This is a genomic window from Salinicola acroporae (assembly GCF_003206615.1).
Lineage (GTDB): Bacteria > Pseudomonadota > Gammaproteobacteria > Pseudomonadales > Halomonadaceae > Salinicola > Salinicola acroporae.
This window is the reverse complement of the sequence record NZ_PZJW01000016.1, coordinates 1-12,400: the sequence shown is the minus strand read 5'-3', so window position 1 is coordinate 12,400 and position 12,400 is coordinate 1. Positions and strand designations below refer to the sequence as shown.

The window sequence follows — 12,400 nt, the reverse complement described above, 5'->3', positions numbered from 1 at the left end:
GTCAGCGTTGCGTTGGGCGGGCGAGTACGCGCCACTCGTTAGTACCTGAACCCCCGGCGAATGAAAAGGGCATCTCGAAAAACGCCTCTGTTAGAATGCCTGCCCATTCAGCGAGGCAAGTGCGGTGTGGAGATGAAAACCTACGACGTGATCGTTATCGGCGCTGGCGCGGCGGGGCTGATGTGTGCGCTGACCGCGGGTTACCGCGGCCTTCGCGTGCGAGTCGTCGATCATGCCAGCAAGGCGGGAAAGAAGATTCTGATGTCCGGCGGTGGGCGCTGCAATTTCACCAACCTCGCCACCACGCCGGCACATTTCTTCTCGCGCAACCCGCACTTCTCGATTTCGGCGCTGAAACGCTACACGCCGCACCATTTCGTCGAACTGGTCGAGCGTCACGGCGTCGAGTACGTGGAGAAGGCGCCTGGCCAGCTGTTCTGTGCGCAGTCGGCGAAGGAGATCGTCTCCCTGCTGCTGACCGAGTGCGAGTGGGCGGGCGTGGAAGTCTCGCTCTCCACCAAGGTAGGCAGGGTCGAGCGCCAGGGCGAGGGGATGCAGGTGGAGATAGATGGCCGCAGGACGACAGCGGGGGCCGTGGTCGTTGCCACCGGAGGCCTCTCCGTCCCGACCCTCGGCGCCAGCGGTTTCGGCTACGATCTCGCACGCCAGTTCGGGCTGGCCGTGACCGAGACGCGGGCGGCCCTGGTGCCATTCACGGTGACGTCGCAATGGAAGGCGTCGCTGGCCTCGCTCTCCGGGCTCTCCTGCCCCGTGGTGGCCAGTTGCGGCGACGGTGCCTACCGTGAACCGTTGCTGTTCACCCATCGGGGTCTGTCCGGGCCGGCAATGCTCCAGGCCTCGAGCCACTGGCAGCCCGGCATGCCGGTGGCAATCGACTGGCTGCCTTCGATTGCGGTCGCGGAGACCTTGGCCGACCTTCGTCGACGCCTGCCTCGGCGGCGGCTGGGCAACTGGCTGGGTGAACTGCTGCCCAAGCGTCTCTCCCAGGCGCTGATCGAATGGCAAGGGTGGCAGGACCGGCCGCTGGCCGAACTTTCCAACGCCGATATCGAAGCCGTGGCGAGCGGGCTCGGGGCGTGGCAGTTCAAGCCGGCGGGCACGGAGGGGTGGCGCACTGCGGAGGTCACCATGGGTGGCGTCGACACGGCGGCGGTGTCGTCGAAGACCTTTGCCGTCGACATGGTCCCCCAGCTCTATTTCATCGGTGAAGTGCTGGACGTCACCGGCCAGTTGGGTGGTTTCAACTTCCAGTGGGCCTGGTCGTCCGGCGTGGCCTGTGGCCAGGCGGTTTGAGCCCGAACGAAAGATGGCCACTGAGTGCAGTGGCCATCCGGTTAGGCTGACAGAAACCGCGCAATGGGTCGCTAGCGGTTTCTCCCGCGGGTCGCCCGGTAAAGTGCCCGGCCGCGGTTGTACATCATGAATCCGGTCAGCGCCCGCCTGAACAGTCGCCCGGTCGACCGTGGTTTGCGCGCACTGCGCATCGCCAGCAATCCCCCGGCCGCCATCAACGGAACGCGCCAACTCACCAGCTTTTCCCAGGCATTGTCGACCGGCGCCGTGGCATCGCGCCACTCCCGCATGGCGGCGGTCATGTCCAGGCGTTGCTGGAGGATCTCGTCCTCCAGCTCGTCCAGTTGCCGTTGTCGCGAACGTTCAGTCATGAGAGTGCCCCAGGGCCTGGCGGTCGCGATCGAGGTGATGCAGCGTCGCGGCCATCAACTTGCGCTGCTTGGCGACCCGCTTGGCGGAGAAGATCAAGATGCCTGCCAGGATGAATAGCGCCGCCGAGCAGATGCCTATCGCCTGCAGGCGATGCTCTTCCCAGTAGACCACCACAACCAATAGCAGCAGCATCCCGATCGCGAACGACAGCACAATCAGACCCGCGCCGGCCAGCAGCAGAAGCGTCAGCATCCGGTCGCGCTCCGCTTCCCACTCGACCACCGCCAGGCGAAGTCGTGTCTGGCCGGTGGCGACGAGGTTGGCGATCAGTCGCCTGGCGGCGGAAATCACGTTTTCGGCCGGCCCTGCCATCAGCGACGTCCCAGCAGCAGTCCCAGAACCACGCCCGCTGCAGCGCCGATGCCGATGCTGGTCCAGGGATTTTCGTGCACGTAGCGGTCAGTGGCGTCGACCTGCCCCTTGGCGCTGGAGTAGAGCGCCTCTCCGCGAGCTTCCAGGCGCTCGCGAGTGGCATGCAGACGTTGCTGAGCGCGTTCACGCAGTTCGGAGATATTGTTGCGGGAGTCGTCCGCCGTCGCGTGAATCAGCTCCTCGACCGTGTGAGACAGATTGCGCAGATCTTCCTTGAGTTGTTCGGTAGAGGCTTCGCGTTCACGCTCGGGGCCGTTGCCGCCGATAGGTTGCATGGTCATGGTTGTCATCCTTTGACAGTCGAGTGGCATGGGTGAAACAGACAGGCTTCAGCATAGATTGGCAATCTGTCGGCATCAACGCGTACCGGGAATCCCGGCCAAAAAGGTGTTGATGCTGAAGCCAAGGCCGAAGCGTTGTACGTCGTGGTTATAGTCGATCAGGCTCTCCCCGTATCCCTTGTAGTACTGCAGATAACCGCGCACCTTGCCGAACAGCGGGAAGGAGTAGTCGAGCTGCCCCCCATAGTGCGCCTTGCCCGGGTTGCCACGAACCATCACCGAGACTTCCTGATCCCCGAACGCACGCACCAGGGTCAAGTCCCCGTAGCCGATGTAATTTTCCAGGTCTGGGTTGTCGTCGTCTTCAGCGTTTTCCGGAATACGCCAGTGCGGGGCGACGCTGAAGGCCCAGTCGCCGCGTTGGAATATCGACTCGGCGTAGATTCGGTTCCAGCTGCGGGACAACGGATCCGAGCGCCCATTGGATTGGTGCGCGAAGCCGACACGATTGATGGTGTTGGTCCACCCCAGCACCGTCCAGCGGTTATCGAAACTGACGAAGCCCTCGGGTTCGTAGTTGGTCTCGCGGAAGGGCGCGGAGGCCTCGGAGTTGTAGGCCTGCCACCAGCTTCGCTGGGTATAGGCGAAATAAAGGTCGCCGTTGTCGCCGAAGATGTCGTCGAGCAGTTTTACCTTGAAGCTCAACTGGAACTTGATCTCGGACTTGTCGACGCTGCCCTCCGAGGTGATCTCCCGGAAGTCGGATTCGTCCGGGTTGCTGTTGTAGGTCCAGGGCAGGATGTAGTTGCGACGATAGGTAGTGACCGCCAACGGGTTCTCGGCCGTCTCCGCCTCGAGACTCCGGCGCACTTCCGCCTGTTCGTTCGCTTGTTGGACCGGGTCGCTGTTGGTACTTGAATCCTGAGCCACTGCCAAGGACGAAGTCACCATCCCGAGGAGAAGAATGCCGGTATGGCGCAGCGAACGAGTGGGCGTCATAAGACTGTCCTGTCAAGATGATCCAATGGGGTAGAAGCACGATCCGGCTGAGGAAAATCAGGCTTCTTTTCGGGTAGTGACGATTTCTAGCATGTCGCCGACTTAATTCAAACTCGGGAGGCGCGCCAAGCAACGCCTCGAAACCCGCGCGCGCTGACGGTAAACTCCGCTATCGATAGGGGATCGCACCGCTGTGAAGCGGTGGTGACCGTATGAACGGAGTTGACGAGGAGTCAGCATGTCGGATGACCCGGTCGCGGGTAAGTATCCTGGGCAACCAGGCTTTTCTGTACGAGCACCGTTCAGGCCGGCGGCATTGCTGTCGGCAAAGGCCGCCCCGATTTGTGCCAGCCTGATTAAAGGGGTCGAGCGTAGCACGTTCCTTGCACTCGTATTGTGCATACTCATGACAAGCGTCGTCGCGTTCGCCCAACAGCAGGGCAGTCTTCCCACCGAAGACGAACTCCAGGCGCAGCAGCAGAAGCTCGAGAAGATCGACGCACCCAGCGAAGCGCAGCAGTCGGACTTGACCGATCTGCGTATGGCCCAGCAGACACTGACGTCATTGAAGGCCCTGCGCAAGGAGCTGGCGTCGCTCGAGACCTCGGCCCGACAGGCCCCTCAGCGCACCCGTGAACTCGAGCGCCAGCTTGCCGGGCTGAGCGACCGGAAGGCGCCCGAGGCCGACGCCCTCGACCAGTTCTCCGTGGAGGTTCTGGGGCAGAAGACCACCGAGTCGCTGAATCAACTCGAGGCTTTGCAGAGCCAGTTGGCATCGATCAACGCCCGGCTGATTAGCGCGGAGACACTGCCCGAGCGCGCGCAGTCGGCCATCGCCAGCGCGATGAACGATGCCGAGCAGGCGCGGACCCAGCTTCAGACCTCCGATGACGAGGATGCCCAGGTCCTTGATCCCGCCGAGGCACGCTATCGGTTGCAACTGGCCTTGGCCGATCTGCAAGCCGAATACCATCGGCAGGAGCTGGCCAACAACACGGTGCTTCGCGAACTCGATGTGCAGAGGCGGGACCTGCTTCGACGACAAGTCGCCATCGAGGAGGCGCGCCTGGATGCGCTGCAGGCAGCGCTCGATCGTCAGCGCCGTGCCGAGTCGGAGAAGGCGGTCGCGGATATCAGCGAGGAGGATGCCAAGGCGATCGCGGCGCACCCCGTGCTTCGCGAGATTCAAAAGACCAACCGCGAGCTCAGTGACCGGCTCCTTGAGGTGACCGATCGAACCAACGAATTGATTCGGCAGGCCATCGATACCCGTTCCCAGCTCGATCGCGTGCGTCAGGTCAAGCGCACGCTCAACGAGCAGATCGAGGCGATTCGCGGCAGCCCACTGCTGTCGCGCATTCTCAACGAGCAGCGTCGAGCCTTGCCTGACATCGATGCACTGGGCGGCCTGCAGGAGGAGATCGCCGCGACTCGCCTGAGCCAGTTCGATCTGGTCGATCAACGGGATGCGCTGCGTCACCCCCGCGAACTGGCCGAAAAAAGTCTGGCCGACACCGATATCGAGGTGACTCCATCGCTGGTCGACTCGCTGGTGAAGCTGTTCCAGTCACGCAGCGAAGTGCTCGAGCAACTGGATCGGGAGTACGGCAACCTGTTGACCGTGGCCATCGATCTCCAGCTCAACCAGGAGCAGCTGGCGGGGCTGTCGACATCGATCCGCGGCGTGATCGAGGAGCAGCTGTTCTGGGTTGCCAGCGCGCGCGCGCTGACCTTCGGCTGGTGGCGTGATGCCCCCGGCATTCTGGCGAGACAGGTGCGCGGCGGTGAGTGGCGGCCGGCGCTGGCGAGCTTCTGGCAGGTTCCGGACGTCCGGGCCTTGGCCGTGGTGCCATTGCTGCTGCTGGTGGGGGTGCTGCTGATGCTGAGGCGTCGCATCAAGGTCCGGCTGCTCAACCTGCATGAGCAGATTGGCCGGCTCAAGCGTGATACCCAGATGCATACGCCCCGGGCAATCCTCTACAACGCGCTGCTGGCCGCCCACGGGCCTCTGATCCTGGCGGCCGTGGGTGGCCTGTTGAGACTCGGTAGCGATGATTTCGCCGGGCGTTTGGGAGCTTCCCTGCTGCAGCTCGCCTTGGCCTGGGGCGTGCTGGGCTGGGCGCGCAGGCTGCTGGTATCCGACGGCGTGGCGACACGTCATTTCCACTGGTCGGCGGGTTACGTGGCGCGCCTGCGGCGACTGCTGTTCTGGCTCGGGATCTCACTGATTCCGGTCATCCTGATCAGCGGGACGTCCCCCGGCAGCCAGGCCGAACTCTCCAGCCGCCCGCTGTTCCTGTTGTCGCTGTTGGCCGGCTTGCTGGCGATGAGCTGGATTCTGGTGCGGTTGATCCTGGCCCACGTGCCCTATTTCGGCCTCAAGTTGTTCCGACTGCTGCTGGGATTGGCGCTGGCGATGGTGCCGCTGGTGCTCGGTGGCCTGATCGTCATGGGTTACGAATATGCCGCCCTGCGTCTGATCGGTCGCTTCATCAATTCACTCTATATCTTTGGCCTGTGGATCCTGGTCGAGGCAACGGTGGTGCGGGGGCTGGCGGTGGCGCAGCGCCGGCTGGCCTACCGCCGTGCGGTCGCCCGGCGGCGAGCGCAGATACAAGAGGGTGCCGAGGGCGGGCTCGAGGTGGTCGAGGAGCCGCCGCTGGACATGGAGCAGGTCAACCAGCAGTCGCTGCGGCTCTCGAAACTGATTCTGTTCATCGGCTTCACCTTTGCCTTCTACCTGATCTGGTCGGATCTGCTCGAGGTCTTCTCCTATCTCGACCAGGTCAGCGTATGGGAGATCGAGCGGGGGCAGGGCGACGCGGTGACGCTGGATCCGATCACCGTGGCGGATGTGATCATCGCGCTGGTCGTGGTGGCGTTGACCATGATGCTGGCACGCAACCTGCCTGGGCTGCTGGAGGTCATGGTGCTCTCCCGGCTGACGCTGAAGCAGGGAAGTGCCTACGCGATCTCGTCGCTGCTCTCCTACACCATCGTCGGGACCGGCGTGGTGATCTCGCTCGGCACGCTCGGGGTCTCCTGGGACAAGCTGCAGTGGCTGGTGGCGGCGCTCGGTGTGGGGCTCGGTTTCGGTCTCCAGGAGATCTTCGCCAACTTCATCTCGGGGCTGATCATCCTGTTCGAGCGTCCGATGCGGATCGGCGACACCATCACGCTAGGCCAGCTCCACGGCTCCGTCAGCCGAATTCGTATCCGTGCCACCACGGTGACCGATTTCGACCGCAAGGAGATCATCATCCCCAACAAGACCTTCGTCACCGACCAGTTGATCAACTGGTCGCTGTCGGACAACGTCACCCGGGTGGTGCTGACCTATGGCGTGGCGCACGGATCGGACCTCGACGAGGTGCATCGCCTGTTGCGCCAGGCGGCGGACGAGAACCGCCGTGTCCTGCGGGATCCCGAGCCGCAGGTGTTCTGCATCAGCTACGGGCCGACCTCGTTCAACTTCGAGCTGCGAATCTTCGTCAACGATCTGCTGGATCGACTCTACGCCAGCGACGAGATCAATCGCCGGCTGGACCTGCTGTTCAAGCAGCACGGCATTCGCGTGGCGTTCAACCAGATGGACGTGTGGCTGCACGACGAGAACGGGCAGTCCGCACGGGTCCAGAGCACGGATGGGGAGGGAGCGCCGCTGGGGGGCAGCGCTTCCTCGGCCGGAGCCGTTGTCGGCGCGCCCCGTTCCCGCCAGTCCCGCAGTGGCGATGACGGCCATCTGGATGACGGCGACGTTGGCGGTGCCGGCCCGGATGGCGGCAGCGACGGCGGTGACGGCGGGCGCTGACAGGCGGTCAGCGGCGCAGGGCGTGAAGCAGGAACTCGTGGTTGCCGTCGCCGCCCAGGATTGGGCTCTCCTGCCAATGATCGACCACCAGGCCGTGTGACTGGCAGGCTTGCTGGAGAGTATCGGCCACCGTCGCGTAGAGGGTGGCGTCGCGCATGATGCCCCTGGGGTCGACCTTGCCGGGGCCTACCTCGAACTGCGGCTTGACCAGTGAGTAGAGCTCCCCGCCGGCGGGGAGCATCTGGGCGATCTCCGGCAGGATCAGGGTCTGCGAGATGAACGAGACGTCCATCACCACGACATCGATGCCGTCCGGGGCGAGCCTCTCCAGCTCGGTGAAGGGCAGCCGGCGCGCATTGACGCCCTCCAGGCAGGTGATCCTGTTGTCTTGGCGCAGCGAGGCATCCAATTGGTCGTGCCCCACCTCGATCCCGATCACCCGCTCGGCGCCGTAGCGCAGCGCGCAGTCGCTGAACCCACCGGTGGATTGGCCAATGTCGAGCACGGTGAGGCCGTCGAGGCGGCGCGCCAGCGCTTCCAGCAGAGCCTCCAGTTTCAGGCCGGCTCGCGATACATAGCGCTCCTCCGGTGCCTCGGCAATCCGCAGGTCCACGGTATCCGGCAGCTTCTCTCCCGGCTTCAGCGCCACCCGCCATGCGCCGCCGTCGTTGACGCTGACGTAACCCTGGCGAATCAGGCGCTGGGCCCGGGTACGGGAACGGACGTGGGCGGTCACCAGTTGATCGAGTCGGGTCATGAGCGGCTCACTCCGTTGCAGCGTCGGGAAGAGGAGAGGGGTCGGCAAGAGGGCCGTCGGCGTGGGTCGGCCGGTTGTCGAAGGCCTGCTGCCACTGTTCCAGCAGCGTCTGGCGCTTGAGCGTGTCCAGTGTCGCCAGCAGGCCTGGACCGATCTGAACCGGTCGGATCGCCTCACCCAATCGGTCGCGCAGGTCGGCCGCGGTGCCGGCACCATCGACGGACGGGTGCACGGCACCCAGCGTCGTCTGGGTGGCGAGCAGGCGTTGCGCCGATGCGCTCAGCAGATAGTCGATGAAGCGCCGAGCGGTGTCGGGATGAGGCGCATCCCGCGACATCATGACCAGACGCTGCAGTACCAGGGCGTAGTCCTGGGGCACGACCATCACCAGCTCGGGATGTTCGGCCACATAGTCCTGCACGTAGGAGCCGATCAGGTTGTAGCCGATCCAGTAGCGTCCCTGGCTGAGTCCCTCGAGCATGGCGGCAGTGGTGGTTTCCAGAGCACTGTGGCTGTTGCCCAGCGCCTCGACCAGATCCCAGTAGCGGGCGGAGATCCTGGCGTCCTCGATGGCGTAGGTATAGCCCGCGCCGCTTCGCCGCGGATCATAGGTAACCACGCGCTGGTCGAGCATCCGGGGGCGCTGCCGTAGCAGGCTCAGCAGATCGGCGTGACTTTCCGGTGGCGTCATGTGTCGTGCCAGGTCCCGCCGGTAGACCATGACGATCGGTTCGAACGTGAAGCCGAACAGTTCCTGGCGCCAGCGTGCCCAGCTCGGCCAGTCGGCCGCGGCGGGAGAGTCGACCGTGCTCGATAGCCCTTCGTTGGCGAGCTGGTATTGCCAGGGCATCGCGGGCGACATGATTACGTCGGCGCGCGGAGCGTCGCGTTCCTGAAGGACGCGGGCGTGCAGCGCCAGTGTCTCCAGGTTGTGATAGTCGATCGTGATATCGGGGTGGCGGCGATGGAAGTCGGCGAGTAGCGGCCGGACCTGCGGCGCATCGAGCACCCCGTAGATGGTCAGGGCGCGAGACGGCTCGGTATCCGCGGCGAAGTGCAAGGTCCTCGCCTGTGCTTGGGCCGTCAGCGCAAGCGTCAATGCCAGCCATACGACGCCGAGGCGTTGGACGCCGCGCGGGAGTTTCAGTTGTCGGTGGGAAAAATCAGGACGACGCATAAGCCAGGACGCTCGGGATGATCGGGGTTGGCGGTTTGCAGGAGCAGGCGAGTATCGTGGGCGCGCGCGATGCTGTCGACGATCGCCAGGCCCAGGCCGGTGCCATCGCCCGTTTCCTGGCCACGGTGGAAGGGGCGCAGTACCAGTAGGCGCTGGGACTCGGGGATACCGGGGCCATCGTCGGTGACGATCAGGCGCGTCGGGGCGTCGGTCACTTTTACCGTGATCTGGCGGGCGCCGTAGAGCGCAGCGTTCTCGATCAGGTTGTTCAGCGCTTCTTCCAGTTGCCAGTCGGTCGCCGGCACCATGACGGGATGATCGGGCACTTCGACCCCGAGATCGATGCCATGACGGTGATGGCGCGCGAAGGACTCCCTGACACAGCGCTGCGCCAGCGCGGCGAGATCGACCGAACGCCTGGCCGGCGCCGCCTCGGGGTTGTTGAGACGGGTCATCGACAGCAGTTGGCCGGCCAGTCGCGCCGTCTTGGTGGCGGTACCATGCATGGTGACGAGCGCTTCCCGCCACGCCGCCGGCTCCGATTGTCGAATGGCCAGCTCCGCGCGCGCGGAAAGTCCCGCCAGTGGCGTGCGCAACTGGTGAGAGGCATCGCCGATGAAGCGCTCCTGATTGGCCCGGACGCGACGCATTCGCGCCAATAGTTCGTTCAATGCTTGGCGCAGCTCCGCCAGTTCCCGGGGCAGCGCCAGCTCGAGCGGGGCGAGTGTACGAGGATCGCGCTGGCGAATGGCGCGTCGCAGCCGGGTCAGTGGCTCCAGCGCGAAGCGTGCCGACAGCAGCACGACCCCCATGGCCAGCACGGCGATGATCACGATATTGACGAGACTCGCGAGGAACAGCTGGTTGGCCAGTGCCTGTCGCCCCTCACGGCTCTGGGCCACCCTGACCTCGAACCGATCGCTGCGATCCCACCCCTCCAGCCGGGAGCGCAACACGCCCAGGCGTAGTGGCATGCCGCGGGAGAGCACGTCGCCGTAGCTCATCTGGCCGACTCCGGCAGGCGGTAGCGAGGGGAGCGACCGATTGCCGGTGACGAAATGGCCCTGGGCATCGTAGAGCGCATAGAACACTCGCTCCTCGGCGTCGGTGGCGAGCATCTCCAGTGCCGAAGGCGGCAGGTCCATCCACAACCGGCTCTGCTGCCAGCGAACCTGCTCGGCGATGGAGAGCGAGGCGGCGTCGAGCAGCCGGTCGAAGGCACGGTCGGCGGCCTCGCGAGACGCGAACCAGGCTTGAAGCAGCATGATCGCCACCAGCATGGCCAATGGGCAGAACAGCCAGATCATCAGCCGCCGATAGAGGCTGAGATGTGACAACCGCCAGCGTCGCAACAGGGTCACTCGGCCTCCAGCAGATAGCCGATGCCCCGGACCGTGCGCAGGGTAACGTCAGAGTTGGCGAGACGCCGACGCAGACGGTGGACATACACCTCGATGGCGTTATCTCCTACCGGCTCCCCGGCGAAAGCCTCCTCGAGCAGGCGCGTCTTGTCCACCGGCTCCCCCGCATAGCGGATCAGGCAAGCCAGCAGGCGATGTTCCCGCGGCGGCAGCGGCAGGGCGGCCTCCCCCAGCGTGAAGTGCTGGCGATGGCGGTCGAGTCGCAGCGAGCCCAGCGAGATCGATTCGCTCTGGTCGTGATGGCGGCGGCGCAACAGGGCGCGGACCCGCGCTTCCAGCTCATCGAGCGCGAACGGCTTGGCCAGATAGTCGTCCGCGCCCAGGTCGAGGCCCCTGACGCGATCCTCGATGGCGGCTCTCGCGGTCAGGATCAGTACCGGGGTCTGCCGATCGCGCGAGCGCAGTGCCGCCAGCACGTCGAGGCCGCTGCGCGTCGGCAGGTTGAGATCCAGGAGAATGAGATCGTAGTCGTGATCGATCGACAACCGGGCAAGGGCTTCGCCGCCATCGCCTATCCGTTCGATACGTTGATTGTCCACCGCCAGCGTTGCGGTGAGCGTGCTGGCGAGCAGAGGGTCATCCTCTATCAGCATCAACTTCGGTGCCATGGAGAACTCCAGCCGGTGAAGAAGGGGAGGCGCGTGACTCGGGTCGGGCGATTGTAAACGAATCGATTCGCCGGGCATTGAACTTTAGTTGGCTTTTACCGCTTGGCCGTTGACCGTTACAAGGCTTCACCCTAATTTCCGCTGACGGGAACAAGGTTCTACCTTACGAAACTGTAAGGTTGGCGTCAGCCACGAATAACTCCGCTCCATCAGCGAGGAGAAGCAAGCATGTTTGCAACCAAGACAATCAAGTGGGTGGCCGCCGCGACGCTGGCCTTGACCGCCAGCAGCGCCATGGCGTTCGAGCCTTCCGGCAAGGTCGAGTGTATCGCGCCCTCCGATCCGGGCGGCGGCTGGGACTTCACCTGCCGTAGCGTAGGTAACGTGCTCGAGGAGCTCGAGCTGGTCCCGGCCAGCGTCCAGACGATCAACATGGCTGGCGCCGGCGGCGGTGTCGCCTTCGCGCACACCGTGAGCAAGCGCAAGGGCGACGACCAACTGCTGGTGGCCGCCTCTACCGCCACCACCACGCGGCTAGCCCAGAACCAGTTTCCGGGCATGAACGCCGACATGGTCAACTGGATCGGCGCGGTAGGCGCGGACTACGGCGTTATCGCGGTCTCCAAGGATTCGCCTTACCACAACCTCAACGAGTTGATGGACGCGATGAAGCAGGACCCGCGGGCGGTCAAGTTCGCCGGCGGCAGCGCCAATGGCGGTTGGGATCACCTCAAGGTGCTGATCGCGGCCAAGGCGGCCGGGGTCGAGAACCTGCCGCGGATTCCCTATCTCTCCTACAACAACGGCGGCGAAGCGATGACCCAGGTCATCGGCGGTCACGTCGACGCCTTCACCGGTGATGTCACCGAGACTCAAGGCTTCCTGAAGTCCGGCGACCTGCGCGTGCTGGCGGTACTCTCCGACGAACGCCTGCCGGGCGACCTGGCCGATATCCCCACCGCCAAGGAGCAGGGTATCGACGCGGTCGGGCCCAACTGGCGCGGCTTCTACATGCCGGCCGACATCGATGAAGACGCCAAGCAGTACTGGGTCGATGCCGTCGACAAGCTCTACGCCAGCGACCAGTGGAAGAAGGTCATGAAGAGCAATGGTCTGATGCCGTTCCACCCCAAGGCGGATGAGTTCCAGGCCTTCGTCAAGCAGCAGATCCAGGATATCCAGGCGCTGTCCAAGGAAATCGGGCTGATTCAATGAGCAAGTTCAACGA

Annotated in this window: 11 protein-coding genes; 3 read left to right on the top strand and 8 right to left on the bottom strand. The window is 64.5% G+C overall.

Features of this window, described 5'->3' with window-relative positions:
* Nucleotides 1-132 precede the first annotated feature (132 nt).
* On the top strand, nt 133-1,314 hold the full coding sequence (locus DOM54_RS18700) for a BaiN/RdsA family NAD(P)/FAD-dependent oxidoreductase (protein WP_110717778.1): 1,182 nt from the start codon (nt 133-135) through the stop codon (nt 1,312-1,314).
* 71 nt (nt 1,315-1,385) lie between these two features.
* Here DOM54_RS18700 and DOM54_RS18695 read toward each other — a convergent pair whose 3' ends face one another.
* The 4 genes from DOM54_RS18695 to DOM54_RS18680 all read right to left on the bottom strand — a co-directional run bounded on the left by DOM54_RS18695 (nt 1,386) and on the right by DOM54_RS18680 (nt 3,398).
* Nucleotides 1,386-1,685, bottom strand: coding sequence for a YqjK-like family protein (locus DOM54_RS18695; protein WP_110717777.1), 300 nt, complete (start codon nt 1,683-1,685; stop codon nt 1,386-1,388).
* Nucleotides 1,678-2,058 carry a phage holin family protein gene (locus tag DOM54_RS18690; protein WP_110717776.1) on the bottom strand — a complete coding sequence of 127 codons (381 nt, stop codon included), beginning with the start codon at nt 2,056-2,058 and terminating at the stop codon, nt 1,678-1,680. Before DOM54_RS18690 ends, DOM54_RS18695 begins: the two co-directional genes overlap by 8 nt.
* Nucleotides 2,058-2,399 carry an ElaB/YgaM/YqjD family protein gene (locus tag DOM54_RS18685; RefSeq protein WP_110717775.1) on the bottom strand — a complete coding sequence of 114 codons (342 nt, stop codon included), beginning with the start codon at nt 2,397-2,399 and terminating at the stop codon, nt 2,058-2,060. Before DOM54_RS18685 ends, DOM54_RS18690 begins: the two co-directional genes overlap by 1 nt.
* 75 nt (nt 2,400-2,474) lie before the next feature.
* Complete coding sequence (locus tag DOM54_RS18680) at nt 2,475-3,398, bottom strand: phospholipase A (RefSeq protein ID WP_110717774.1); 924 nt, start codon at nt 3,396-3,398, stop codon at nt 2,475-2,477.
* Between the two features lie 340 nt (nt 3,399-3,738).
* Here DOM54_RS18680 and mscK point away from each other — a divergent pair, with 340 nt between their 5' ends.
* Nucleotides 3,739-7,209 (top strand): mechanosensitive channel MscK, encoded by a 3,471-nt coding sequence (gene mscK, locus DOM54_RS18675; RefSeq protein ID WP_425517794.1) that lies wholly within the window; start codon nt 3,739-3,741, stop codon nt 7,207-7,209.
* Nucleotides 7,210-7,216: 7 nt separating this feature from the next.
* On the opposite strand, the gene DOM54_RS18670 is transcribed toward mscK, so the two are convergent.
* From DOM54_RS18670 to DOM54_RS18655, 4 genes are read right to left on the bottom strand one after another with little or no spacing between them, the layout of a single operon-like run.
* Nucleotides 7,217-7,966: a TlyA family RNA methyltransferase gene (locus DOM54_RS18670; protein ID WP_110717772.1), complete on the bottom strand. Its 750-nt coding sequence runs from the start codon at nt 7,964-7,966 to the stop codon at nt 7,217-7,219.
* Nucleotides 7,967-7,973: 7 nt separating this feature from the next.
* Nucleotides 7,974-9,143 (bottom strand): ABC transporter substrate-binding protein, encoded by a 1,170-nt coding sequence (locus DOM54_RS18665; protein ID WP_110717801.1) that lies wholly within the window; start codon nt 9,141-9,143, stop codon nt 7,974-7,976.
* Nucleotides 9,110-10,504 carry a sensor histidine kinase gene (locus tag DOM54_RS18660; protein WP_240613966.1) on the bottom strand — a complete coding sequence of 465 codons (1,395 nt, stop codon included), beginning with the start codon at nt 10,502-10,504 and terminating at the stop codon, nt 9,110-9,112. Before DOM54_RS18660 ends, DOM54_RS18665 begins: the two co-directional genes overlap by 34 nt.
* A complete protein-coding gene (locus tag DOM54_RS18655; RefSeq protein ID WP_110717771.1) occupies nt 10,501-11,172 on the bottom strand; it encodes a response regulator in 672 nt (223 codons plus the stop codon). Before DOM54_RS18655 ends, DOM54_RS18660 begins: the two co-directional genes overlap by 4 nt.
* A gap of 228 nt (nt 11,173-11,400) precedes the next feature.
* Here DOM54_RS18655 and DOM54_RS18650 point away from each other — a divergent pair, with 228 nt between their 5' ends.
* Entirely contained in the window at nt 11,401-12,387 is a 987-nt protein-coding gene (locus DOM54_RS18650) for a Bug family tripartite tricarboxylate transporter substrate binding protein (RefSeq protein WP_110717770.1), read from the top strand.
* The last annotated feature ends 13 nt before the right edge of the window (nt 12,388-12,400 follow it).

Coding starts and splice junctions, on each gene's coding strand:
- DOM54_RS18700 (WP_110717778.1), top strand. CDS start 133: ATGAAAACCTACGACGTGATCGTTATCGGCGCTGGCGCGGCGGGGCTG.
- DOM54_RS18680 (WP_110717774.1), bottom strand. CDS start 3,398: ATGACGCCCACTCGTTCGCTGCGCCATACCGGCATTCTTCTCCTCGGG.
- DOM54_RS18650 (WP_110717770.1), top strand. CDS start 11,401: ATGTTTGCAACCAAGACAATCAAGTGGGTGGCCGCCGCGACGCTGGCC.
- DOM54_RS18685 (WP_110717775.1), bottom strand. CDS start 2,399: ATGACCATGCAACCTATCGGCGGCAACGGCCCCGAGCGTGAACGCGAA.
- DOM54_RS18655 (WP_110717771.1), bottom strand. CDS start 11,172: ATGGCACCGAAGTTGATGCTGATAGAGGATGACCCTCTGCTCGCCAGC.
- DOM54_RS18665 (WP_110717801.1), bottom strand. CDS start 9,143: ATGCGTCGTCCTGATTTTTCCCACCGACAACTGAAACTCCCGCGCGGC.
- DOM54_RS18690 (WP_110717776.1), bottom strand. CDS start 2,058: ATGGCAGGGCCGGCCGAAAACGTGATTTCCGCCGCCAGGCGACTGATC.
- DOM54_RS18670 (WP_110717772.1), bottom strand. CDS start 7,966: ATGACCCGACTCGATCAACTGGTGACCGCCCACGTCCGTTCCCGTACC.
- DOM54_RS18695 (WP_110717777.1), bottom strand. CDS start 1,685: ATGACTGAACGTTCGCGACAACGGCAACTGGACGAGCTGGAGGACGAG.